This is a genomic window from Chitinophaga ginsengisegetis, assembly GCF_900168065.1.
In the GTDB taxonomy this organism is placed as follows: Bacteria; Bacteroidota; Bacteroidia; order Chitinophagales; family Chitinophagaceae; genus Chitinophaga; species Chitinophaga ginsengisegetis.
The window spans coordinates 500,304-525,797 of sequence record NZ_FUZZ01000003.1; the positions used below are offsets into that span (position 1 = coordinate 500,304).

Annotated in this window: 21 protein-coding genes; 10 read left to right on the forward strand and 11 right to left on the reverse strand. The window is 48.6% G+C overall.

Features of this window, described 5'->3' with window-relative positions; translation table 11 throughout:
* Nucleotides 1–28: 28 nt before the first annotated feature.
* Nucleotides 29–1,054 (forward strand): GTPase ObgE, encoded by a 1,026-nt coding sequence (gene obgE, locus B5Z18_RS20695; RefSeq protein WP_079471403.1) that lies wholly within the window; start codon nt 29–31, stop codon nt 1,052–1,054.
* A 64-nt stretch (nt 1,055–1,118) separates the two neighbouring features.
* Nucleotides 1,119–1,826, forward strand: coding sequence for a hypothetical protein (locus B5Z18_RS20700; RefSeq protein WP_143313653.1), 708 nt, complete (start codon nt 1,119–1,121; stop codon nt 1,824–1,826).
* An 87-nt stretch (nt 1,827–1,913) separates the two neighbouring features.
* Here B5Z18_RS20700 and B5Z18_RS20705 read toward each other — a convergent pair whose 3' ends face one another.
* The 4 genes from B5Z18_RS20705 to B5Z18_RS20720 form a co-directional block, all read right to left on the reverse strand.
* A complete protein-coding gene (locus tag B5Z18_RS20705) occupies nt 1,914–2,459 on the reverse strand; it encodes a GNAT family N-acetyltransferase (protein ID WP_079471405.1) in 546 nt (181 codons plus the stop codon).
* Entirely contained in the window at nt 2,446–2,811 is a 366-nt protein-coding gene (locus B5Z18_RS20710; protein ID WP_079471407.1) for a DUF7674 family protein, read from the reverse strand. The genes B5Z18_RS20705 and B5Z18_RS20710 overlap by 14 nt, the downstream gene beginning before the upstream one ends.
* Before the next feature lie 185 nt (nt 2,812–2,996).
* Complete coding sequence (locus B5Z18_RS20715; protein WP_079471408.1) at nt 2,997–4,229, reverse strand: PepSY-associated TM helix domain-containing protein; 1,233 nt, start codon at nt 4,227–4,229, stop codon at nt 2,997–2,999.
* A gap of 163 nt (nt 4,230–4,392) precedes the next feature.
* Nucleotides 4,393–4,695, reverse strand: coding sequence for a YbaB/EbfC family nucleoid-associated protein (locus B5Z18_RS20720; protein WP_079471409.1), 303 nt, complete (start codon nt 4,693–4,695; stop codon nt 4,393–4,395).
* 112 nt (nt 4,696–4,807) lie between these two features.
* Here B5Z18_RS20720 and B5Z18_RS20725 point away from each other — a divergent pair, with 112 nt between their 5' ends.
* The 3 genes from B5Z18_RS20725 (at nt 4,808) to B5Z18_RS20735 (ending at nt 9,785) form a co-directional block, all read left to right on the forward strand.
* Nucleotides 4,808–6,043, forward strand: a complete 1,236-nt coding sequence (locus tag B5Z18_RS20725; protein WP_227024454.1) for an NAD(P)/FAD-dependent oxidoreductase — start codon at nt 4,808–4,810, stop codon at nt 6,041–6,043.
* Between the two features lie 63 nt (nt 6,044–6,106).
* A complete protein-coding gene (locus B5Z18_RS20730; protein ID WP_079471412.1) occupies nt 6,107–7,156 on the forward strand; it encodes a DUF2891 domain-containing protein in 1,050 nt (349 codons plus the stop codon).
* A 100-nt stretch (nt 7,157–7,256) separates the two neighbouring features.
* Nucleotides 7,257–9,785: a DUF3857 domain-containing protein gene (locus B5Z18_RS20735; RefSeq protein WP_159454373.1), complete on the forward strand. Its 2,529-nt coding sequence runs from the start codon at nt 7,257–7,259 to the stop codon at nt 9,783–9,785.
* Here the strand turns inward: B5Z18_RS20735 and B5Z18_RS20740 are convergent.
* The 3 genes from B5Z18_RS20740 to B5Z18_RS20750 all read right to left on the reverse strand — a co-directional run bounded on the left by B5Z18_RS20740 (nt 9,782) and on the right by B5Z18_RS20750 (nt 13,544).
* Nucleotides 9,782–10,975, reverse strand: a complete 1,194-nt coding sequence (locus tag B5Z18_RS20740) for an FtsX-like permease family protein (protein WP_079471414.1) — start codon at nt 10,973–10,975, stop codon at nt 9,782–9,784. The two genes, B5Z18_RS20735 and B5Z18_RS20740, sit on opposite strands and share 4 nt — an antisense overlap.
* Nucleotides 10,976–10,984: 9 nt before the next feature.
* The gene (locus tag B5Z18_RS20745; RefSeq protein ID WP_079471415.1) at nt 10,985–11,635 is read right to left on the reverse strand and encodes an ATP-binding cassette domain-containing protein; all 651 of its coding nucleotides are present in this window, start codon (nt 11,633–11,635) and stop codon (nt 10,985–10,987) included.
* A 106-nt stretch (nt 11,636–11,741) separates the two neighbouring features.
* Nucleotides 11,742–13,544: a DUF4836 family protein gene (locus tag B5Z18_RS20750; RefSeq protein WP_079471416.1), complete on the reverse strand. Its 1,803-nt coding sequence runs from the start codon at nt 13,542–13,544 to the stop codon at nt 11,742–11,744.
* 227 nt (nt 13,545–13,771) lie between these two features.
* Here B5Z18_RS20750 and B5Z18_RS20755 point away from each other — a divergent pair, with 227 nt between their 5' ends.
* On the forward strand, nt 13,772–14,038 hold the full coding sequence (locus tag B5Z18_RS20755) for a YciI family protein (protein ID WP_235015972.1): 267 nt from the start codon (nt 13,772–13,774) through the stop codon (nt 14,036–14,038).
* 55 nt (nt 14,039–14,093) lie between these two features.
* On the opposite strand, the gene B5Z18_RS20760 is transcribed toward B5Z18_RS20755, so the two are convergent.
* Together B5Z18_RS20760 and msrB are read right to left on the reverse strand one after the other, a co-directional pair.
* A complete protein-coding gene (locus B5Z18_RS20760) occupies nt 14,094–15,110 on the reverse strand; it encodes an SRPBCC family protein (RefSeq protein WP_159454374.1) in 1,017 nt (338 codons plus the stop codon).
* Nucleotides 15,111–15,197: 87 nt separating this feature from the next.
* A complete protein-coding gene (msrB, locus tag B5Z18_RS20765; protein WP_317044695.1) occupies nt 15,198–15,701 on the reverse strand; it encodes a peptide-methionine (R)-S-oxide reductase MsrB in 504 nt (167 codons plus the stop codon).
* A gap of 317 nt (nt 15,702–16,018) precedes the next feature.
* Here msrB and mutL point away from each other — a divergent pair, with 317 nt between their 5' ends.
* Nucleotides 16,019–17,908 carry a DNA mismatch repair endonuclease MutL gene (gene mutL / locus B5Z18_RS20770; protein WP_079471419.1) on the forward strand — a complete coding sequence of 630 codons (1,890 nt, stop codon included), beginning with the start codon at nt 16,019–16,021 and terminating at the stop codon, nt 17,906–17,908.
* A 237-nt stretch (nt 17,909–18,145) separates the two neighbouring features.
* Here the strand turns inward: mutL and B5Z18_RS20775 are convergent, their stop codons facing one another.
* Nucleotides 18,146–19,612 (reverse strand): gluconokinase, encoded by a 1,467-nt coding sequence (locus B5Z18_RS20775; protein WP_079471420.1) that lies wholly within the window; start codon nt 19,610–19,612, stop codon nt 18,146–18,148.
* 81 nt (nt 19,613–19,693) lie between these two features.
* On the opposite strand from B5Z18_RS20775, the gene B5Z18_RS20780 reads away from it, so the two are divergent.
* Genes B5Z18_RS20780 through B5Z18_RS20790 form a run of 3 tightly spaced genes read left to right on the forward strand, consistent with a single transcriptional unit; the run spans nt 19,694 to nt 23,650 of the window.
* A complete protein-coding gene (locus tag B5Z18_RS20780; protein WP_079471421.1) occupies nt 19,694–21,433 on the forward strand; it encodes a GMC family oxidoreductase in 1,740 nt (579 codons plus the stop codon).
* Nucleotides 21,434–21,451: 18 nt separating this feature from the next.
* Nucleotides 21,452–22,147 carry a gluconate 2-dehydrogenase subunit 3 family protein gene (locus B5Z18_RS20785; RefSeq protein WP_079471422.1) on the forward strand — a complete coding sequence of 232 codons (696 nt, stop codon included), beginning with the start codon at nt 21,452–21,454 and terminating at the stop codon, nt 22,145–22,147.
* A gap of 48 nt (nt 22,148–22,195) precedes the next feature.
* Nucleotides 22,196–23,650 (forward strand): Gfo/Idh/MocA family protein, encoded by a 1,455-nt coding sequence (locus B5Z18_RS20790; protein ID WP_079471423.1) that lies wholly within the window; start codon nt 22,196–22,198, stop codon nt 23,648–23,650.
* A gap of 82 nt (nt 23,651–23,732) precedes the next feature.
* On the opposite strand, the gene B5Z18_RS20795 is transcribed toward B5Z18_RS20790, so the two are convergent.
* The gene (locus tag B5Z18_RS20795) at nt 23,733–25,487 is read right to left on the reverse strand and encodes a RagB/SusD family nutrient uptake outer membrane protein (protein WP_079471424.1); all 1,755 of its coding nucleotides are present in this window, start codon (nt 25,485–25,487) and stop codon (nt 23,733–23,735) included.
* Nucleotides 25,488–25,494 lie beyond the last annotated feature (7 nt).

The window sequence follows — 25,494 nt, forward strand, 5'->3', positions numbered from 1 at the left end:
ACCCCAGAGTATTAAAAATTGAGAACTAGTGGAAAAAGCAAACTTTGTAGATTATATCCGTGTATTTTGTAAATCCGGGAAAGGTGGCGCAGGCAGTATGCACTTTATGCGTACCAAGTTTAATGCGCAGGCCGGCCCTGATGGCGGCGATGGCGGCAGAGGCGGGCATGTTATTTTAAGAGGTAATTCACAGCTGTGGACCCTCCTGCACCTCCGCTGGCATAAAAACCTGCTTGCAGAAGATGGGGAAAACGGCAGTGGCGACAACTGTACCGGCCGTTTTGGTAAGGATATTATCATTGAAGTTCCATTGGGCACACAGGCCAAAGACGAAGAAACCGGCCAGGTAGAAGCCGAAATTCTCCACGATGGCCAGGAAGTTATCTGGATCCCCGGCGGACAAGGCGGTAAAGGTAACGCCTACTTTAAATCTGCGACCAACCAAACACCCGAATATGCACAACCCGGCATGCCCGGCAGGGAAGGCTGGAAAGTAGTGGAGTTAAAAGTTTTGGCAGATGTGGGACTTGTTGGTTTCCCCAATGCCGGCAAATCCACCCTGTTGTCTACCATCACCGCAGCTAAACCTAAAGTAGCCGACTACGCCTTTACTACGCTAACCCCACAACTCGGAATGGTGGAATACCGCGACAGTAAATCGTTTTGCATCGCCGATCTCCCCGGTATCATCGAAGGCGCCCACGAAGGAAAAGGTTTAGGCCACCGTTTTTTACGACATATTGAAAGAAACGCCGTATTATTATTCCTTATTCCAGCTGATAGTGCAGACCACCGCAAAGATTTTGAAGTATTGGTAAATGAACTGGAACAATATAATCCCGAATTACTGGATAAACAGTTTCTGCTGGCCATCAGTAAAAGCGATATGCTGGATGATGAGCTGAAAGCCGCTATATCCGCGGAGCTGCCGGAAGATGTTCCACATGTATTTATTTCCTCTGTTACAAACCAGGGCCTCAGTGAACTAAAAGATATTTTATGGGAGGCGCTTAACAGGAAAGTAGATACAACCGACGCTGTAGACGCAGAGTAACTGTTTCCGGACGCAAGAGGGGACTATTCCTGACGTCAATGTTCGTTACAGTATCCCGTATACCATGAAGATATTTTTATTCCCCGCAATCGCGTTGCTGTTGCTCCCTGCCTGCCATCGAACCGTAAAGTCCGTGAAGGATAAACCCGTGCAGATCGATACCATGCAGCTGATAGCCATGCCTGCACCAACAATGAAGGTAGCCTCCAACGAAGTATATGTAGTGTGCCGCGACTCTACTACGTATATCCGTTTCGGTGACTGCTACTTTTCGCTGGACTGGATCATACCGGATGCACAACTCAACGACTTTGAACTGCGCCCGGATACCCTCTACTTCCGGCTGGCACACCTCCATACCATCGAAGGACAGATGCTCGCCGTTACCACCGGCGAAACAGACAGGATAAAAGTATCCCAGTGCTACGAAACCAGCGCTGTTATTGACACGGAACCATTGCCCGGATGGAAACATTACCGCTCTCCCTGGGAAACACTGCTCCCCGAAGCCAGCAACTTCTTCATCTGCAAAAAATATACGGCGGCAGAAAGAAGCCGCTTTCCTCCTGCCAGCTTACAGTCTTTACAGCAACACGTAAAGCATCATGGCACCCCCGGCACTTATGCCCGGGTGGCACAGCTGAACAACTTCCCCGAACCGCCCGTACAAATCGAAATCAGCCGGTACTACATCCGGCTGGATGGATGCTACAAAAAAACAACAAACAAAATCAATAAGCTACTCATTATTGATGTGAACTTTAATGGATAATAAACACGCGAAAAACCGGCAATGCAAAAGCATCGCCGGTTGATTCATTGGCTGTAATTTCACCGTAAGAGGGTTCTCTTGTTTCAATTATTGAAACGGCTGAAACAACATGGCAGTGCACAAACAATTCCTGTAATTTTTGCCTGCCAGGATAGGATAGTTCACGCAACTTTTACATCCCTCCCAAAAAAGAGGGTCATGTGTAATTTCATTATAAGTAACCGGTTCAAAACCCAACCGGGTATTTAGTTTCATCACAGGTAACCCGGTGGTGATACTGAATATTTTTGCCTGTGGATAAAGCAGCCGGCTTAACTCAAATATTTTCTGCTTGATGGCCTGCGCCACTTTCAATCCACGGAATGCCGGCGCCACAATTAAACCGCTGTTAGATACAAACCTGTTTTCTTCCCAGGATTGTATATAGGAAAATCCCGCCCATATTCCTTTCGCCGTAAAGGCAATAACGGCCTTCCCTTCCAGGATCTTTTCTTTAATAGTAAGAGGATTTCTTTTCGCAATCCCGGTGCCCCTTGCCTTTGCAGAGGCTTCCATTTCTGCCACTATAAGCAGGGCAAAATCAACGTCCATAGCCGTAGCCAACCGGACGACAATCTCCTCATCTGTTTCCATTACCAGTAAGTTGATGTTGTATGTAAAGTGGATATATTGAATCCGGTATCAGTGAATACATCCGGATCCTGCTCACGGCATCTGCCAGGGGAACCCGGCAAAGTACCGGTAAAAAAATACGGGTAATCGCTTCTTTCACAACCGTATTACCCCGTTCGTATAACCGGCCGGCCAGTTGCAAACACTTGCCTGCTACCGTAAAATTCTGCTCCCTCAGCTGCTTGTCGGTATACTCCGTAAAACAACCGATGGTTTCGTAGATATGATATACCGCCGGAAACTGGTGTAACGCTTTTCTTAGTGCCGGTATCGTGTCTTCAATACAAGCTGGCACTTCATACTGATTAATCATATAGGTAATATCATTTAGCAGGTATATGCCAAATGCTATTCCATATTCTGTGTGGAAATGTTAAAACTTAGCAGGGGTAAGGGTTTGCAAAGAAAATGTTAAAAGCGGATGGAGAGAAATGCGGTAAAAACCTACCGTTTCTGAAGGGTGTTTTCAGAAACGGAAAACGGAGAGAGGCGCCTGTTTTATGCTACCTGTGCAGTCGTTTCTTTGGATACAACCGGAGAGGCCACTTTCTTTTTTTTCTTCCGGGTTCTGTTCAGCCACATCAGGGTGCCTGTAACAGGGAAAATAGCGCCCAGCAACGCAAGGATCAAAGCAAATATTTTGGAAGGCGTACCAAAGATAGCGCCGGTGTGCAGTGGCTTTATGGTTCCCCGGATCTTTTGCCCCAGGTTCCTTTGCGCAAAAGTTTGCGATGTCAGTACGCTCCCATTGAACTGATCCAGGTAATAAGTAGTGGTGGCCGCTTCATGTAAGGCATCCGCCGGAAGCAGGCTTACCATAAAAGCCGCGGAGCTGTCTTTCGGCGCAGTAAAGGAATAAAACAGCGCATCAGGAACAGCATGTTTTACTACTGCCATTGCGGTTTCATAAGAAATACTTTTGCCACTGGCCTCCACTGCCGGAGCCGATAGCGGTGCTGCCAGGGGCTTCGGGGAAGTGCCCAATGAAGCGTACAACGCTTTGTTAAACCATTCAAACGACCAGGTTAAACCAGTGAAAACAGTTACAAAAAGAAAGATGGAAGTATAAAAACCCAGCACAATGTGCAAATCATTATTCACCCGTTTCCAGTTGCCATCCCACTTAATTTTGATCCGCTGCCTGAAAATATTACGCGTTTTGGGCCACCAGAGAATGATGCCCGTAACCAGGATAAAGAAAAAGATGAGTGTGCTGATACCGGTAATAAGCTTGCCAACAGCGCCAGCCAGCAGCCAGCGGTGCAGGGAAAATACCTGGTAGTAGAATGTTTGCTGATAGCTGTAGAGTTCAATTATTTTACCGGTGTAGGGATTTACAAACGCCGTACGTCCTTTTTCTTTTTTGGGTCCGGCAGCTTCTTTTTCACCGGCTTTTGCGGTTCCTTTTTTTCTTCCCTCCTTACCAGCTCCGGCTTCTTTCTGCCCGCCCTTTTTACCTTCTTCCAGTTGCACCTGTAGCGTCCGGGTGGGGTCGGCAAACACCTGGATCCTCGAAATACCTGCGCCGGGAACGGCCTCCTTTACCAATGTGGCTACCTTATCCAGCGGTAAACGCGCTCCTCCCGGCTCCACAAAATAACGGTCGTGGTTAAACGCCTCTGTCAGCTCCTTCTCAAATACCAGTAAGGCACCTGTTAAGCAGCTGATAGTAATGACCAGGCCGGCAGTAAGGCCCAGGTATAAGTGAATGCGCCGGAAGAAAACTTTCATATCAGAGTCGATCGTACCTGCAAAGAAAATCCACGCGCGGGGTATTATGGTATCGGAAACGGAATATTATTTACGCAATGCAGAATTTATTCAGTATTTCCATAAAATAAAATTGCCATATATACTAAAGGTACATATGGCAATCCCCTGTATTGAAAATATATTACATCAGCCCACCCAGCATTCCGCCGGCAGCGTTTTTCATTTCTGCTTCCCAGGAATTCTCTGCATCTTTCAGTGCACGGTTCAGAGCAGTAAGCAACAGGTCTTCCATTTCTTCCTTATGCTCCGGTGCAAAAAGACGCTCCGCAATATCAATACTTTTCACCTGACGGTTACCATCCACGGTTACTTTTACGGCGCCATCACCGGCCTCACCGGATAAAGTTACTGTAGCCAGACGCTCTTTGCCTTCCTGCATTTTCTGCTTGATCTGCGTCAGCTTTCCAAATAAATCACCAAACATGTTTCGTGTGTTTTTAAGAACGGCAAATATAGCGGATTTTTAACGGAGGCAATCCCCTCTGCTAAATCCACACTATTCCGTATCTTACCAGCACGTAACAGCATCATTAATAATGGAAACAAAAGTTTGTATCATAGGCGCAGGACCCGGCGGAGCCACCGCAGCACTGCAACTCGCCCAGCTTGGCATTGAATGTATCGTGGTAGATAAAGCCGTTTTCCCACGGGATAAAGTATGTGGAGACGGACTAAGCGGAAAAGTACTCACCCTCCTGGAACGTATCGACAAGGGCATCGGACAACGCCTCCAGGAAGCCATGTTTAAAGCAGACAGCTGGGGCGTTACCTTCGTAGCACCCAACCGTATCGGAATGGACATCCCCTACCGCCTGGGTTACCAGGAAGATAAGAGCAACCCACGGGGCTTCGTTTGCAAACGTATCGACTTTGATAACTTCCTCGTAGATGAAATGAAACGCCGCTCCGAAATCCGTTTGTTCGAAGGCACAAGCATCGATAAATATGAACTGAAACCAGACGGATACCACCTCTCCAGTAAAGACGGCTCCTTCAAAGTAAAAGCCGACGTGGTAATAGTAGCCAACGGCGCCCACTCCGGCTTCACCCGCGATGTGGCCGGTATCAAAATGGAACCCAAACATTATGTAGCCGGCATCCGCGCCTATTACAAAGGCATCACCGGCCTGCATAAAGACAACTTCATTGAACTGCACTTCCTGAAAAATATGCTCCCGGGCTATATCTGGATATTCCCCCTTCCCAATGGCGAAGCCAATGTAGGCGTAGGAATGCTCAGCAACTCCGCCCGCAACAAAAAGGTAAACCTGAAACAGCTGATGCTGGATACCATCGCCACCGATCCCGTAATGAAGGAACGCTTCAAAAACGCGGAACTCACCGGTAGCATCGACGGATACGGCCTCCCCCTCGGCAGCAAAAAAAGAAAACTGCACGGGGAACGCTACATGCTGGTTGGCGACGCCGGATTTCTCATTGATCCCTTCACCGGGGAAGGCATCGGCAACGCCCTGTACTCCGGCAGAATAGCCGCCCAACAAGCCGCTGCAGCCATTGCCGCTAACGACTATTCCGATACCTTCTTCAACGCATACGATGAACACGTATACCGCATCCTCGGACCGGAATTACAGGTAAGCACCAAATTGCAGAAACTCATCAAATACCCGTGGCTGTTTAACATGCTGATGAAAATGGGCTCCCGCAATAAACAGCTGAAAGACCTGATGTCATGCATGTTCCATGAGGTAGACCTCCGCAAGAAACTGGGCCAACCCATGTTCTACGTAAAATTGTTATTTAACAGATAAAAGCATCCTTCCGTCGTGAAATTTTTAGGCCAATTATCCGTCATCCTCCTTTTCTCATTCAACATGAGCGCACAGGTACCCTCTTCCAATCCGGCACCAGCTACCCGCTTAACACGGGACATCGCCAATAAACTGGCAGAACTGCCCCTGAAATGCCTGGACCTGGAATTCCCCTATAAAACAGGGATCGTATTCACCGACAGCTCATTGCTGACGGCGCCGAAAAATTATCACCCCGCTTTCTATGGCTGTTTCGACTGGCATAGCAGCGTACACGGACACTGGATGCTGGTGCGCCTGCTGAAGTCTTACCCCGACCTGGCCAAAGCCTCCGTCATCAGAAGCAAACTGGCAGCACACCTATCTTCAGAAAATATAAAAATTGAACAACAACTGTTCAGCAGCGCTGAAAACAAAAGCTTTGAACGCATCTATGGCTGGAGCTGGCTCCTGCAACTGCAAAATGAACTGCTCACCTGGAACGATCCCCTGGGTAAAACCATGAGCCAAAACCTGCAGCCACTGGCCACCCAGTTTTCCACCGCCTATATCCAGTTCCTCGATAAAATCATGTACCCGATCCGCGTGGGAGAACATACCAACCTCGCCTTCGGATTATGCCTCGCCTGGGACTATGCCGTTACCGCGAAAGATGAAGCCCTGCAAAAAGCCATACACAACGCCGCCATGCGCTTCTACGCCGCCGATAAAAATGCGCCTATACAATGGGAACCCGGTGGCTACGACTTCCTCTCCCCCTCCCTCGAAGAAGCAGACCTGATGCGCAGGGTGATGCCGGAAGCCGACTACCGCAAATGGCTATACGCGTTTTTACCCGGCCTCTTTGAAAACAAGATAAGTATCCTGCAGGTGGCACAGGTAAAAGACAGAACCGACGGAAAACTCGTTCACCTCGATGGATTAAACCTCAGCCGCACCTGGTGCCTGGAAGCCATCGCCGAACACGGCGGCAAAAACCAGCAGGCCATTCAGCAACTGGCCCACGCACACATGGAAGCAGGACTAAAACAGGTTTTCAGCGGTAGCTATGCCGGCGAACACTGGCTCGCATCTTTTGCAGTTTATATGTTAACTGTCGGAAAACAACCGTAAATTCATCAACAAAAATTTTTATTCCCCTATACCCGGCCGCCCAAAAAGGGGGATCAATCAACATAACTGTACTATGCACGTCATAAATTCCCGTGCCTGGATGTTAGTATTATCCCTGCTGCTGATACTAACCCCCGCCATTGCACCCGCCCAAAAAGTAAACACCAGCCCGGCCCCGGCATGGCTCGTTCCCTTCACGCCCGATCTCTCCAAAAAACCCAACGCCAAAAATATCAGCGATGGCTATTACCTCCTGCTGCTGGAAGAACAAAGACATGCAGAACTGAAAAGCAACTACCAACACTTCATCCGGCAAATTATCTCGGAAGCAGGCATCCAGAACGGTTCAGAAATTTCAGTGGACTATGACCCCCAATACGAAAAACTTACGTTCCATAAAATAGTGATCCACCGCGACGGAAAGGAAATCAACCGCCTGCCCGGTGCAGCATTCAAGCTCCTTCAGAAAGAACAGGACCTGTCGCGCTTCATCTACAGCGGCACCTACACGGCTTACCTGATCCTCGAAGATGTGCGGAAAGGCGACCAGATAGAATACGCCTATTCCATTAACGGCGACAACCCCATCTTCAACGGGAAACTGGATAGCCGCATCTATTTCGTTGCCTACGAACCTATTGTTAACTACTATAAAAACCTGATCGTTAGCCCGCAAAGGCAAATCCGGTTTAAACGGTATAATAATGCAGCAGCCCCTCTCCAGAAATCATGGAACGGCCTCACTGTATACGAATGGAATAAAGTAGACGTAAGGGAAACCGATAACACCAACTTTGTTCCTTCCTGGTACAATCCCTTTACCTACGTACAGGTAAGCGAATATCCTTCCTGGAAAGAGGTAGCGCAATGGGGCATGAAGGTGAACCAAACACCGGCTCCCGGCCCGCTGCTGGCCGGCAAAATCGCCGCGTTTAAAAAGGCGGCCAACGGTAATCCTGCCACCTACCTGCTGCAGGCGTTACGGTTTGTTCAGGACGATATCCGGTACATGGGTATCGAAATGGGAGAATACTCCCATCGCCCCAATAACCCCGACAGGGTGCTGGCACAGCGTTTCGGGGATTGTAAAGACAAAGCCCTGCTACTCTGCACCATCCTGCGCGCTAACAACATCGTGGCCGATATGGCTTATGTGAATACCGACCTGCGGGAAGCCGTCAGCGAAATACTCCCTTCTCCCAACGCCTTTAACCATGCCATTGTACACGCAGTACTGAATAACAAAGTATACTGGCTGGATGGTACCATGTCGTACCAACGGGGAAGCCTCGCCGATTTATGCGAACCCGATTACGGGCGGGCATTAGTGGTAACCGATACCACCACACAGCTCACGCCTGTCATCCCCACTACCCGTGGCAAAATTGCCGTCCGCGAAATCTTCACACTCCCGGACGATGCAAATAAAGATGGGAAACTGGAAGTGGTAACTACCTACCACCGCGATGATGCAGATGCACAACGCGCAGAACTGGCAGGTACCAGCATGAAGGACAAAGAGAAGTCCTATCTCGCCTTTTATAAAAAGCTTTATGGAGATGTGGTGATCCGGGACTCTATCACCACCCGCGACAGCGTTGCCGGCAACACCATATATGTGAACGAAAGCTACCTGGTACACGATATCTGGAAAAATGACAGCAGCAGCAATAAACTGTTGTTTACTACCAATGCGCAATCTTTTTATGATGCGCTTTCCTTTATCTCCGATGATAAACGTAAGATCCCTGTCAGCATCCGCTATCCATACGACCTCGATTACCAGATCATCCTGCATACACCCGTTAAGTGGTCGCTGGATCAAACGCCACTGCACTTACAAAATGAATATTACACGTTCGACTATACCGCTACCATCAAGGAACAGCAGGTTATATTATCCTATCATTTCAAAACCTTCAGCGATCATATCCCGGTAAAGTTTATACCACAATATGTGAAGGATCTGAAGAAGATGAATGAAGTAACTTCTATGGATCTTACCTGGAATCCGGGAACCGCTGCTGCGCGCCATCCTGATGGAAAAGGAAACTGGCTGGCCATTGTACTGGCGTTGTTATTTGCCGGCGTGTTTGCCGGCCTTGCATTTATTTTTTATAAACATTCCGTAACCCCGGCCGGGGAAACACCGGAGTCCCTGCCAATTGGCGGCGGACTGGTACTTCTCGCCATCGGGTTAGTGTTTACGCCAATGGGAGAAATCACTGGCATCTGTAAAATGGCCGTATTTGATTACTCGTACTGGATCAGTATTTCCGACCGGCAGGATCTGGGAAATATCACCGTGGTACAGCTTTTCCTCATCATGGAAATGATGGTCAATATATTTATGCTGGCATACAGTATCCTGCTGGCAGTACTGTTTTTCCAACGCAGAGATACCTTCCCTTTTGCGCTGGCTACCTTTTATTTTATTGCTACTGTTTTTATTTATGCAGATAATTCCCTGAATCACTATCTCTTCAAAACAGAAAAACCAAAAGATATCTTCAACATTAATTCTATCCTGTGGCCATTGCTGCGCATGGCTATCTGGGTGCCTTATCTGCTCATTTCACAAAGAGGCAAAAACACTTTTACCATGCCATACCGGCCACCACAGGGCTAAATATTATTTACATACTTCCTCACGGTGAGGAGGTTTACGATATACACCAGTCCTAACACCAGCGCAATACCTGCAAACACAGGCACGCCCGGCCAGGTGCTTACCAGCATTTCATGCTGCGCCAGCTCCCGTGCCGCCCAGTATTGCAGTCCGGCTACCAGCAACAGCGACAATATCCCGATAACAATATACAGGGGTACAAACTGCCGCAGCAGGTACCGTTGCAGCTGCTTGGGAGCAGTGCCCAGTATCACCAGCAATTGAATTTCCCGCTTGCAGGAAGCAATCACCAGTTGTATAAACATGCTGAAAACCAGCAACGCAAAAAACAGTAAGATCAATCCAAAAAATCCCACCACCGATACAATTGTTTGTACAATCAGTCTTGTTTTGCTGAACTTCAGCTTATCCTGGTTGGTAGTATAGCCGTTGTCTTCCAGGAACTTTACCAGGTCGGGGTTAGAAGGGTCCGGCGTTTTAATGATTACGCGGGAAGTACCCGCGGCAGTGGTCATGCCGTATTTCTCATTGGCCCAGGCCATAAAAGACGCCGGTACCAGGAAGGAGGAAATCCGGTCGGAGAAACCAACAATATGCCCCATATACTGATCCGATACCTGGTTGTTGGAAATATTTACCTGCAGTGGCAATGCTTTCACGGTTTCCTGTGAAATCTGCGGCAGGTCCTGGCTCAGGGAAAAGCCGAAGTTGTACAGGTTCAGGAAGTCGTTAGGCAAAATAATAGGAATGGTGCGGTCGCCCTCACTCCATTTCCAGTCCTGTCCTTTCACATCCAGGAAGCTGTCCGGTACTGCTTCAAAAAACATATCAGTAGCAAAGTGCAGGTCGCCGGGCGCCTGAACCACTACTTTATACTGGCTGGAGGTTACTAACCCAAACGACTGTACGAATGGCTGCTTTTTTATAGTGGCAATTTCTTCCGGGGTAAAAATACTCTTGGCCGACTGTCCCATCATGGCGTTGGTGATGGTTTTATTGATCACGAGGAAATCGGCCGTTTCATTCTGGTTTCTGCTGCTGTACAGCAGCTGGCTGAAGTTGGAATGCGCCTGGATGGCAATGAGGATCAGCAACATAGCAATGCCCAAACCAACTGCCGCCATCAGGAACCGGGTTTTTCCCACACCGGTTTGAATAATTTTCTTCAGTAATTCAAAAAATGGACGCATGAAATAACATTAAAGATGATAATGCACATCATAAGGGAAGTGCTGGTCATTATCCAGGTCGGTTAAAATGAACCCGGCATTGCGGGCTTTACATTCATCGGCAATCAGTGCAGCGGCGCGCTGCGTGTTTTCTTCATCCAGGTGGCTGAAGGGTTCATCCATCAGGAGCCACTGAAAAGGTTGTACCAGCGCCCGGATAATAGCAATACGCTGTCTTTCGCCATACGAAAGGGTTTTGCCGCTTTGCTCCAGGATATGCGATACATTGAGCCGGGCGGCCATTTCATCAATCTTCTCCGCAGGGTAATAAGGCTTTGGCTCCATTACCCGCTTCAGCGATATGTTTTCCCTGGCGCTGAGCTGTTCAAAAAGCCGAAGGTCCTGGAATACAATACTGATATCCCGCTGCCGCATGGCGGCTATTTCATTCTTATTATATGACTGCCACGGCTGGCCATTCACCTGTACTTTCCCCGTATAGTCGTAACGGATATGATACAGGTAATGAATCAGGGTAGTTTTGCCGGTACCGGAAGGCGCCTTGATTTTCACCAAACTGCCTGGCTGAAAAGTTACGTCCTGGTTCCAGATGTCCGACGACCGTTGCCGGAGTTTATCCTGCAATGGTATGGGCATGAGCTGATTGAGCTGAATCTGCATAGTGGCATTTACTGTTAACAGTAGCGAATATAAATGATATATTTTTCGCAAAAGAAAAGGGCGCAACGGAGATGTTCCGGCGCCCTTTTCCTGGTAAGGTTATAAATTACTGTGGTGCAACAACGGTAGTATCTACCGGTGCAGCAAAGAGGCTGTCTTCATATGCTTTTTCCTTTGCTTTCCTTGCCTGCATTACTTTTGCAGCTTCGGTGCCCAGGTTGATCAGCTGTACAAGGCTGTTCTGATCTTTATTTTTAAAGGTCAGTACTGCTTCTCCATGTTGTACATCACCACCGTCGGCTTTGCTTACAAAGGTTACATCTTTCAGCAGTTCCTTTGCTTTCTTCGCCACTGGTTTTTCGTCTTCGTCCATTTTATCTTCAGGGATCACAGCAGTCACTTTTTCCAGGTCTACATAACCGCCCAGCATGCTGCCTTTTATTTTCCCTTCAATACCATCAGGTAATTTGATGTGGCCTTTACCACCCAGGTATTCCTGCAGTAAAGCACTGTCGGAGCCCAGTGTTACAAACTTCTCGTTGATGGACATAGCCGGCATGGTAGCCGCTGCCATTGGATTTACTACGGTATAGTGGTCACCTTCCCGTGTAAATACTTCTTTCAGCATCGGGGAAGTCATGATTTTATTGAATGCATCTTTGTTACCTACTTTCAGGCTGAAGATCCATTTGGCATCTGGTTTCTCTGTGAATTCGCCGGGGAAATAAGGAGATTCCTTTTTGGTGATAGCGAAATCGGAAGCCACATAAGTTAACTGGCCTTCAAATGCGTTCAGCACATCATCCATAGACAGGCCGGATTTACCCATCATCAGGTTCACCATACCATCCATACCGGTCGCTTTCACGATATCGCCGATCATGCGGAAATCAAAGGCATAAGAAATGAAACCGGTGATATTCTGGGAAGGATATTTGTTCAGCATATCCATATCGATCTCTTTCTTACCATATTTTTTATAGATAGCCGCCAATTCTTTACCCATGTAAGAGTGACCATTGAAAACGATTTTACCGTTTTCGAAGTTAACTGTACCGGTATAGAAAGAGCCTTCCATCAGTTTCTTTACGTTGGCAGGGATCATGGTGAACTGACCGCTGTTGTAAATAGCTTCCGGGTTTACAAAGATACCGGCGTCGGCATCTTCTTTCAGTAATTTGGCGAAAGGCTCGATGGAACCAGCTGTTTCATCCTTTTTCAGGTGAAAGAGATGATCCACTTCAGCTACCCAGGTTTTGATCTGCGCATCGTCTTCTGCAGTCGTCAGGGCGGCAGGAATGGCCATTGCGGAATCTGTTACTGCAGTTGCAGAATCTATCATGGGTTCTGAAGGATCTCCATAATCGGGAGATGAAGAACCGCCCGGGTTATACTTTTCCAGGTTACTTGGATCTACTGCGCTGATATAGATAACGGCAGATTTATTCCATCCGATTACGGCATGTTGCTTTTCTTCCCAGATATATTTGAAGTCATTTTGTGTTTTCAGGGAGAAGTTGGCGATGTTCTTTTTGAGATAGGCCTCAAATTTGTCGGCATCTTTCAGGCTCGCGGTAAGACTGATATAAGATTTGTGTTCTGCCGGCTGGCCCTGGAATACGAAAGAGGCAAAGAAGTGGCTTTGCATGTCGATACCGGAGTTTTCGGCATCTTTCCACGCCTTCATCACTTCATTGGAAGTGTCTTTACTTTGTGTGGCTTCAAACAGTTTATCCATTGTGATACCGTTTGTCACCAGTTTGGTGGTCAGTTGTTTGGCATTCAGGTCTACTACCACACCGGCTGTTTTCGGAATGTACCGGCTCTCATCAGGGGTCTTAGAGCAGGAAGACAGCATAACCGCTGACGTCACAGCGGCTAACAAAACTTTGGAAATTGATTTTTTCATAAAAGCATTAAAAATTAAGAAAAATTATTCGGAGCAACACTATATCAAACAGTACATTCCCACTATCGTGGTATTTCATTCGTGCAAAAGTACGTATATTTTTGTAGCGCATATGTCTCATTTTTCCCTGGTACATACAATATTTCAATACTGATTAAGTTTATACCTTTGCTACTAACTATGAAACTATTACTAAATACCATAGAAAAACCATTATGTTCCTGATTATGCTACAATACATACGGCCCGTTGCGGCTGTAGAACACTACATGGAAGCGCATACCGCCTTCCTGCAAAAGCACTTCGACAGTGGCCGGTTCATCTTATCAGGCAGGCGAAAGCCGAAGTCCGGGTCTGTTATTCTCTGTAATGCCGCCAGCCGCAGGGAGGTAGAAGAGATTATGAGTGAAGATCCGTTGGAAAGGTTCCAGCTGGCGCTTTATGAGATCATAGAGTTTGAACCAACCAAGTATGCCAACACACTGGGAAAATAGTACTTCCCTCCTGTAATGCCGTGCCAATCGTTTTTGCTTCTTTACTTCCGGATAACTACTTCATAAAGTAAATGACTTTCGTAAGCCATTTGCTACTGTCCATTTCTTTGCCCGGACCAATCACATACATCTCTATAGTGGGTGGAATAATGGTCCTCCCTTTATCGGTTATAAAGTTTCTGATCGCCACGTGTGCGTTGACTACCTTGCTATGAGGCCCTACATAGTCGGCATACGCCGCCTGTGCCGCAGGGAGGGTAATGATTTCATATCCTGGTGCGGGTTTGCTTCCTTCCGGTACCGGTATGGCCGCTGCCATGTCTGTTTGCCCCTGCTTCCTGTCCCAGCTGAAGAAGATGCCGCAGGGCACGCCTGGCTGTAACCGGGCAGCGGAGGCCGCATTATAAATAGTCCGGAGGTTGGAACGGTAATAGTCGCTGATCTTGCTGATGGGGATGGTTTTTCGTACAGCCGCATACGTTGTTGCCGGGAAATTCATCTCTTTTACAGTCACGTCAATGCCATTGGGGGCATTTGGTCCTCTTACTTCTGCCTCTGCCATGCTTTTCAGGTTGTTGAGCCCCTGTTCAAAGTCCTTTTCCAGCGCACCTTTCATAAAAAGGGTCATTACATTCATGGGCCGGTCGTAATGCGTATCAAATCCCCAGGTCACCTTTGTTTTACCCGCTGCTTCCGACAAACGGAAAAACACATCCGACTCGGAGGCAAACGGAGTGATAAAAGTAAGCTTCTGGGTAACCGACTTATAAGGGTCCATAGACAGGTGTTGCAGCTTTCCCTCCCCGATCTTGCTGCCTTTCCAGGAGTCAACCGCGCCAATAGAGCCATCTTCACCGGTAATAGTATACCTGGCGGTAGAGTCCATCTGTTTCCAGGTACTCCACTCGTTAAATTTCTCGAATTTCACAATATCATTCCATACAATCGTCGCGGGGGCATTAATTTCCACCGAACGCTCCACATGCATAGTAGTGGGCGCAAAAAAGATCAGCACAATTGCAATGAACAGGATGATTCCTATGATCCAGGCGAGCGTTTTAAGTACTTTCATGACTGTCGGGGGTTGATGATAATAAAAATACATCTTTTTATTGTTCAACCGACAGATGATGCTGGCAATCAGGCAGAAGAATGTTGACTACTCTAGTTCTGGGTCACTTGATTTATTGTCTTGCTGGTAATGTTTATCCGCTTCTTTCGCTTTTTCAAAGTCGAGGATCACGGAATTAATACAGTAACGGAGTCCGGTTGGTGGTGGACCATCGTCGAATACATGCCCCAGGTGGGATTTACAGCGGCCACACAATACTTCTGTCCTATGCATCCCATGACTGTTGTCCGGAGAATAGATAACACTGGTTTTGGTAAGTGGCTGAAAAAAACTGGGCCAGCCGCAGCTGCTTTCAAATTTGGCATCGGAAACAAATAGCGGATTTCCGCAGGCTGCACAGTAGTAGGTTCCGCTCTCGCTGCTATTCCAGTATTTTCCCGTAAAAGCCCACTCTGTTCCTTTTTCCCTGGCAATATGATATACGTCCGTTGGCAGTACTTTTCTCCATTCTTCGTCTGTCAGATTTACTTTAGCGGCATCTGTGTGGGAGTAAATCTCTCCCTTCTTTTTTCCATCTTCCATTGATTTCATTTTTTCCCCATTTTTAGGGATAAGTATAGTTGGTGACCCTGATAGAGATAGTCAAAAATATCGGATTCCATAGGTACATATGTAAAGTTTTGATTCGTTAACTTCTCATTAACACTAGCATTGTGATTGTTGGGTCGTTGGCCGGTTCCTTTTTTTATCTCTACCTAAATTACGTATGAACAAGCATAATGGATTGTTATTTCCTGCAAATCAAGGGGGTAATTAACAAAACAGTTAGTTTTTTGTTTAAAACTGTCTGATAATCACCGGCCAGCAACTGCATATAAATTGTTAACTTTACAGCAAAAGGCTAGTAAGTGGCGGATATCATCAATTTATTACCAGACAATATAGCGAACCAGATAGCTGCAGGGGAAGTGATACAAAGACCGGCATCAGCGGTAAAAGAATTACTGGAAAATGCAGTGGATGCAGGTGCTACCGATATTCAACTGATCATTAAAGATGCAGGAAAAGAGTTAGTGCAGGTAATTGATAACGGCGGCGGTATGAGCGAAACAGATGCCCGGATGTGCTTTGAACGCCATGCTACCTCTAAAATACAATCCATAGAAGATCTCTTCCAGATCACTACAATGGGATTCAGAGGTGAAGCGCTGGCTTCCATTGCCGCAGTTTCCCAGGTAGAACTCAAAACCCGCAAAAAAGGCGCAGAAGTAGGCACCTATGTGGAAATTGACAACAGCTTCGTAAATAAACAGGAACCCTGTCAAACCGCTGAAGGAACCAGCATTGCCATGAAAAACCTGTTCTTCAATGTGCCCGCACGCAGAAACTTCCTGAAAAGTAACGCCGCGGAAATGAGACACATCGTAGACGAGTTCATCCGCGTGGCCATGTCGTTCCCCCAACTGCAGTTCTCCCTGACAAATAATAATCAACAGCTGTTCCACCTGGACAAAGGATCGCTTAAACAGCGCATCGTGGCCATCCTGGGACAACATTATAACGCCCGGCTCGTAAGCGTAAAGGAAACTACCGACTACATGAATGTGTACGGATTTGTAGGAAAACCCGAAACCGCTAAAAAAACCAGGGGCGACCAGTTCTTCTTCGTCAATAACCGGTTTATCAAGAGCTCGTACCTGAACCATGCCGTGATGAACGCCTTTGCAGACATCATCCCGGCAGACAGCTTCCCGCTCTATGTACTGTTTATTGACGTAAACCCCGAACATGTAGACATCAACGTACACCCTACCAAACAGGAGATCAAGTTCGATGATGAAAAACTCATGTATGCCTTCGTGCAGTCGGCCGTAAAACACTCCCTGGCCCAGTTCAGCATCACTGCTACACTGGATTTCGACCTGGACCCAAGCATTCAGGCACTGGATGCGGTAAGCAAACCCTTCACCGCCCAGCAGCAGAATGAATCAACCCAGAGTCCCCTGTATAAATCATTTACACAGGCCAACCAGGCGCACATGATCGATAAAAGCAGCAACAGCAGCAACCTGAAGCACTGGAAAGATCTGTACGAAACCAACAGCAACAACGAAAGCACTTATACCATCGCCCCGGAGCCGGAAACACGCCCGGCCGTGACTTACGAAAGTCAGCCGCACGCCACCGCCTCCGTGATCGATGAACGCTGGCAGGATACCGCCACCGACCAGAAAGTACCGGTACAGGTACACCAGCAATATATCCTGTCGCAGATTAAGTCAGGATTTATATTGATTGACCAGCAGGCTGCCCATGAAAGGATCCTCTATGAACGCTACCAGCGTGCCTTACAGGAAGCCCCCATGGCCACCCAGCAAAGCCTGTTCCCGCAAACCCTGCAGCTGCCCCCGGCAGATGCAGCCCTGGTCAGCGAAATGCTCGGCGACCTGCAAACACTGGGCTACGACCTGGAACCGTTTGGCAACAATACCTTCATCGTTCGCGGTACCCCCGCCGACATTCAGAATGGTAACGACCATGCCACCATCCAGAACCTGCTGGAGCAATTCAAAAACTTCAGCCACGAACTGAAAGTAAATAACCGCGAGCAACTAATCCGCTCAATGGCACGTAATAACGCCATACCGGCCGGCAAAATACTGGCTGCCCGCGAAATGCAGAATATTATCGATGAACTCTTCGCCTGCAGCATGCCCAATGTAGCACCCGGCGGTAAGTTCACGTTTATATCATTCAAACTCACAGACCTCGCCCGTATGTTTGAACGGGGGAATTGATTTTCAGGATGTTAAGACGTCCGGGGAGATAAAGCAGGCACGCCTCCTTCTTCTCCCCGGACCTTTAAACAACGGCTCAACCTCCATAACGCCGCCCTTTCAATAGCCTCCAAACCCTTTACAGTAAAGGCTTTCCAGATCAAGTCCACATCACCTCCACCATCACTCCGCGTTTAGTCCATGTGTAATGCAGGTCCTATCTATGTGCAAGGCCACTGCTAAGGCTGTCCTATACCATTATTCCGCTACAAGAATGGCTTCAATCTGCCCGTACAATTGCAGGAACATCTTATACTTTTTACGATACGCTTCAAATTTGGCGGCATCCGGCGTAAATACCGTTTGCGTGGGTTCCGGGGCTCTCTGCGGCCATCCAAGCACTTCAGCGGCCAACAGGATCGCACCGAGTGCGGAAGCGTCGCTTTCCTGCTGCAGGTGCATTTCCTGGCCAAAGATGTCTGCCAGCAACTGAATCCACCCCGGCGCATTGGTAAACCCTCCACTCACAGAGATTTTCCGCACCGGCCCGGCCGTTTCCTCCAGGGCCTCTTTGATACTCAGCAATGCAAAACAGATCCCTTCCAGCACGGCCCGGGTGAAATGCGCCGGCGTATGCTGGGGCTGAATGCCTATAAAGGCGGCAGTGGCATGACTGTTCCACACCGGCGCCCTTTCCCCCAGCAGGTAAGGCAAACAAAGGAGCTTGCCCGGGTCCGTGACCAATGCTTCTCCCACCAGGTCGTTAAGGCTACTCAGAGGCTGCCGCAGGAAATCCCTCACCAGCCATTGCAGCACCACGCCTCCATTATTGGAGGCGCCACCGGTAATATAGATATCATCCGTTAAGAGATACGTGAACAACCGGCCACGGGCATCAGTGAGTGGTTGGGCGCCCGCCATTCTTACCGCGCCGCTGGTGCCAATGGTAAGCGTGGCATGCCCTGCGTCCAGCGCGCCGCTGCCCAGTTGGGCCAGGCAGCCATCGCTGCCCCCTATCACAAACGGCGTATCGGCCGGGATGCCCAGTGTGGCCGCCATATCAGGGGATAGCCCGCTAACCACATAATTGGCCGGCACGGGCTGAGGCAGCTGCGCAGCGGTAATACCCGCCACACTTAAAGCCGTTTCGTTCCATTGAAGCGTATGGATATCAAACAGGCCCGTGGCCGAGGCAATAGAGTGATCTGTTATCCAGCGTCCGAAGAAATGATGAAAGATGTATTCCTTGATGCCCGGGAATATCGCTGCAGCGGCAAATACAGCCGGTTGCCGCTCCCGCAGCCACATGATTTTGCACAGGGGCGACATGGCGTGCACCGGGGTCCCGGTTTGCCGGTAAATTTGCCTGCCCTCCGGGGTATCGCGTAACGCCAGCGCATTGGGTTCACTCCGGTTATCGGCCCAGATGATCAGCGGCGTAAGCGCCGTCCCATCGGGACCCACAGCCATCATACTGTGCATGGCGCTGCTAAAGGAAATGGCCGCCGGGGCGCCCCCAGCCTGGGCCACCACCTCCCGGATACCGGCTATCACCGCTTCCAGGATCACCTCCGGCTTTTGCTCGCTGTATCCCGGTTGCGGGTGACTGGTAGCATATGCCTGCTGAAACACCGCCAGAATTTTTCCGTCCATTCCTTGCACAATCGATTTTGTACTGCTGGTGCCTATATCTACACCAATAATATACGCTGTATGATCACTCATAAAAAAAACCGTTCTTTTTCCGCATTTAATTTATAGATTTAAAACCGGTGTTCTTCTAAAAAGTCTAAAATATCCACGCAAATGGCTTTCGAAATCAAAAAACAGGGGAAGGTTTATGACGTTTGTATTGTTGGTTCCGGCGCCGGAGGGGGCATGGCTGCAAAAATCCTATCGGATGCCGGCCTCAAAGTAGCCCTCCTGGAAGCAGGTCCTAAATACGACCCCGCCGACCCCGAGCAGGCAACACAGCTGAAATGGTCATATGAATCGCCCAGAAGAGGCGCCAGCACCACCCGCCCTTTCGGTGACTTCGACGCATCCTACGGCGGATGGGAAATCAACGGTGAACCTTACACGAAAAAAAACGGAACTGAATTCGACTGGTTCCGCTCCCGCATGTTAGGGGGCAGAACTAACCACTGGGGCCGCATTTCACTGCGCTTTGGCCCACGCGACTTCAAACACAAAAGTTATGATGGCCTCGGCGACGACTGGCCCATCACCTACGATGAGGTAGCACCCTTCTACGACCGGGTAGATAAGATGGTCGGCGTATTCGGCACCAAAGAAAACCTGCCCAACGAACCGGATGGCTTCTTCCTCCCGCCGCCCAAACCCAGGCTACATGAGCTGATGGTGAAGAAAGCAGGCGATCGTTTAGGCATCCCCGTTATCCCGGCGCGCCTCTCCATATTAACCCGCTCAGTAAATAAAGACCGCAGCCCATGCTTCTATTGCAGCCAGTGTAACCGCGGCTGTACCGTGTATGGCGACTTCTCCGCCTCTTCTGTGCTGGTGAAACCAGCCATGAAAAGCGGACATGTGGACCTCTACACCAACGCAATGGTGCGGGAAGTATTAACAGACGGCAACGGCAAAGCCACCGGCGTAGCTTACGTAGATAAAACAGACCTGCAGGAATATTCCGTGAACGCACGGGTAGTAGTGCTGGCCGCCAGCGCATGCGAATCGGCCCGTTTGCTGCTGAACTCAAAATCAGCCAAACATCCGAACGGACTCGCCAACTCCAGCGGTGTAGTGGGTAAATACCTGCACGATTCTACCGGCTCCTCCCGCGGAGGTTTCCTCCCCCAGCTGATGGACCGCAAAAGATATAATGAAGATGGCGTAGGCGGCATGCACATGTATGTTCCCTGGTGGGGCGATAACAAGAAACTGGACTTTGCACGCGGCTACCACATTGAATTTGGCGGTGGCATGCACATGCCCGGTTATGGTTTCGGCTTTGGTATGGAAAATATGAACGGCCGGGTTCCTGGTCGTGATGGCCAAACCAAAGCTGCCGGCGGCTACGGCGCTTCACTGAAAGATGACTACCGCCGCTTTTACGGCTCCCAGATCGGCTTTGCCGGCAGGGGCGAATGTATTGCGCGGGAAGATAATTACTGTGAAATAGATCCGAACGTAGTAGATAAGTTCGGAATTCCTGTTCTGCGCTTCAACTACACCTGGAGCGATCATGAAATCAAACAGGCCAAACACATGCAGGACACGTTTGAACAAATCATTCATGAAATGGGCGGCATTGCCTTTGGCACCAAACCGGGAGCCGATACCAAATACGGACTGGAAAATCCGGGCCGCATTATTCATGAAGTAGGTACCACCCGCATGGGCGACGATCCTAATAAATCCGTGCTGAATAAATTTAACCAGGCACACGAAGTAAAAAATCTCTTCGTGGTAGATGGTGGCGCGTTTGTGTCGCAGGCAGATAAAAATCCTACCTGGACCATACTGGCACTGTCTATGCGGGCATCCGAATATATCGTGGATCAATTGAAGAAACAGAATCTCTAATCTTTTTAAGTTTTTTTCATGGATAGAAGAGAATCACTCAAAGCGCTTGCACTGGGAACGTTATCAGTTGGTACCATTTTATCTGCCACTGGTTGTGAAGATAAAAAAACAACGGCCGATAAAAATGATCATCCTAATGTGAAAACAGCCGGCTATGGCCGTACTCCGGATGAAGTGTCGCGGGATAAAAAGCTGATGGAGGAAAAGTTTTTCACAGACGCTGAAATGAAAACCATCACCATACTGGCGGATATCATTATCCCGGCAGATGAACATTCCGGCAGCGCCTCCGATGCAAAGGTGCCGGAGTTTATAGAATTCATTGTAAAAGATATACCGGAACACCAGTTGCCTATGCGGGGCGGATTACGCTGGCTGGATATGCAATGTGCCAAACGGTATAATAAATCTTTTGCAGAAAGCACTGCAGAACAACGTATCGCAGTGGTAGACCTGGTAGCTTATCCGGGAAAAGCATCTCCGGAAAACAGCCAGGGTGTGGCCTTCTTTAACCGGATGCGTAATCTCACTGCCACAGGATTTTTCACCAGTAAAATGGGCATCAAGGACCTCAACTACATCGGTAATACGCCCAACGAATGGGATGGCGTACCTGCAGATGTATTGAAGCAGTACGGCTATGCCTATGATGAAAAAACATTGGCTACCTGTTTGAAAATCGAAGACAGGGGCAAGCTGATGACCTGGGAATAACGACTTAACTTGCTATTTCATAATTTAAATCCAGAAAACTTCACATCAATGATTCCAGAAAAAAAGAATGAGGGAGAAAACGGTGTTTCCCGCAGATCATTCCTGAGAAACGGTGCGCTCGCCGCCGCCGGTTTCATGATAGTTCCACGTCATGTATTAGGCAGAGGCTATGTAGCGCCAAGCGATCGCCTGCGCGTAGCAGGTATCGGTGTAGGCGGTAAAGGCTTCAGCGATATATCTGAATTTGCTAAAGGCCCGGCTGATATTACTTTCCTGTGTGATGTGGACAAACGTCGTGCAGCCGAAGCCGTGAAGAAATTCCCTAAGGCGAAGTTCTATACTGATTTCCGGGAAATGTTTGACAAGGAACACAAAAACTTCGACGCCGTTTCCGTATCCACTCCGGATCACACACACGCCGTAGCAACAATGGGCGCTATGCAGCTGAAGAAGGATGTATATGTGCAGAAACCATTAACCCACGACATCTACGAAGCACGTATGCTTACGCAGGGCGCCAACAAATACAAGGTAGTAAGCCAGATGGGTAACCAGGGCTCTTCCGGTGATGGCGTTCGTCAGCTGATGGAATGGTACAATGCCGGTCTTGTTGGAGATGTACACACCATCTACTGCTGGACAGATCGTCCGGTATGGCCACAGGGCGTTCCCTGGCCAACCAACCGCGAGGAAGTACCCGCAGAACTGAACTGGGACCTGTGGTTAGGTACCGCTCCTAAAAAAGATTACGTAGGCAACCTGGTACCATTCAACTGGCGCGGCTGGTGGGATTACGGTACCGGCGCCATCGGCGATATGGGCTGTCATATTATTGAACCTCCTTTCCGTGTACTGGGCCTGGGCTACCCTACTTCTGTAGAGTGCAGCGTTGGTAGCGTATACGTAGGAGAATTCACCCGCGGATATTTCCCGGAAAGCTGCCCTCCTTCTTCCCATGTAATTATGAAATTCCCTGGAAAGAATGGTAAAGAAGTAACCCTTCACTGGATGGACGGTGGTATTCAACCGGAACGTCCGGAAGAACTGGGTCCTAACGAAACAATGGGTGACGGTGGTAACGGCGCCCTGTTTATCGGTGATAAAGGCAAAATGATGTGCGGTACTTACGGTATGTATCCTAAGTTGCTGCCTACTTCCCGCACTACGGAAGCGAATGTGCCGCAAACTATTGCACGTGTACCGGAAGGTCACTACGTACAGTGGGTGAACGCGGCTATCGCCGGTTACGGCAGCAAACAACAGAAAGCGCTCAGCTCTCCGTTCGATATTGCCGGTCCGCTTACTGAAACCATCCTGATGGCTAACCTGGCTATCCGTAGCTTTGATATCCGTAAGGAGAAAGCAAATGGTAAAGGCTTTGATTATCCGGGCCGTTATATCAAGCTGCTGTGGGATGGTAACAATATGAAGATTACCAACTTCGACGAAGCCAACCAGTTTGTGAAACGCACTTACCGCGATGGCTGGTCACTGGGTGTATAAATGATTATACCTGTTATAAAAAGAAATGCCGCGACGATCTCGCGGCATTTTCTTTTTATGAAAAGCTAGTACATGAATACTGTTACTTATAATCCTCCTGCTGTTTCAGGTTACTGTTCTTCCTGATTTCATTGGCAGGAATGGGCAGCAGGTAATTCTTCGCCTTATTAAATTTACGGTCCTGGATACTGTATACATGATATACAAACGGATGCCCGGCAATCATGGACCCTAACACTTCAATACCTTTGGCATTTTCGTTGAAAGCCGTTTCAGCATCTCTCCACCTGCGGGCATCAAAGAAACGTTGTTCTTCATAAGCCAGTTCGTACCGTCTTTCATATTTCAACACGGCCCATAAAGCAGCTCCGGATGCAGTAGTAGCAGGCATCCCGGCACGTTCACGCACCCTGTTCAATATAATACGGCCATTTGCCTCATCGCCATACCCGATGGCTGCTTCTGCATAGTTCAGCAAAATTTCCGCATAACGGATGAAGACCCAGGACTGGTCGCCACGGAAGAATTGGGCATCCAGGTTCTTGTCCATAAACTTACGCAGGTAGTAACCGGAGTAAGTACCATTCCAGTTTTCGATGGTACTATTACGGGTATCAAGTCCCCAAACGCTATCCCTGCCATTGGCAGCTTCATATTTTCCGGTTTGTATCACCCCCACCGGGTCGGTTTTGGCTGCATCGGAAGGGCGTGGTTTCCATTTAGCGCCATCATACAGGATGGTGGCGTAAAAGCGGGGATCACGGTTTTCATACGGCGCCTTTGCCTGGGCAACATTACTCCAGGAAAAAGCAGTCCCGTCTTTCATTTGATAGCCGGTCACAAAGTTTTCGATCGGCACATTTCCGCCCCAGTTATGATACCCGTTAGGACCGTTATACAGGTCGTGCGAAGTACCCAGTAATGCTTTATCATATTGCTTGATAAAGATCAGTTCCGGGTTATCTTTATCGAGAAACACACGGGTATAATTTTCTACCGGGTTGGCAGTGGGCTGGTAAAGACTATAAGTGTTAAGATCCATCACCGCTTTAGCCGCATCCATTGCCAGTTTGTAACGGTCTTTCTGCAGACCGGATTTATACCCCATTAAATCGTTCGGTACTTTCGCATCATTGAACAAGTCGCTGGCGGCGAAAAGCAGGATCCTGGATTTCAGGGCCATAGCGGCGCCTTTGGTCACTCTTCCTTTGCTCGCCACGGCATCATAGGAAGCCGGGAGTTGTTGGGTGGCCAGGTCACATTCTGCTGCAATGAACTTAACGCATTCGTCGAAAGTGGCTCTCTTCACACTCAGGATCTCCTGTTCATCTCCCTTAATACTAAAGGTTTTGGTGATCAACGGAACACCGCCATAGTATTTCACCAACAGGTGATAGTACCAGGCCCGCATAAAATGCACCTCGCCGGTCATGCGTGTACGCACTGCTTCATCGGTGAAAGGCACTTGCGCCACCTTTTCCAGGAACATATTACAGTTACGGATAGCCTTGTAGTGTAAATCCCACCTGGCAAAATCATTGATGGCGCCTACATCATCAGCGGAGGCGTTCCCCTGCACTACCCTGGAGGTGTTGTAGTCGTGAATAAACCGGCTTTCATCTGTCATTGAGGAAAGCATTACTTCCAGGTAGCCGGAGCGCATCTGTACATACAGGTCGTTTACAAACGCCTGTACCAGGCCCACATCTTTCCACACGTCGTTTTCTTCATATTCGGTTAACGGCTTCTTTTCGAGGAAGTCTTTATTACAACCGGCGGAAACCGCGCATAGTAAAAACGCTCCCGCTATATATCTGATGATTGTTGTTTTCTTCATGGCACAT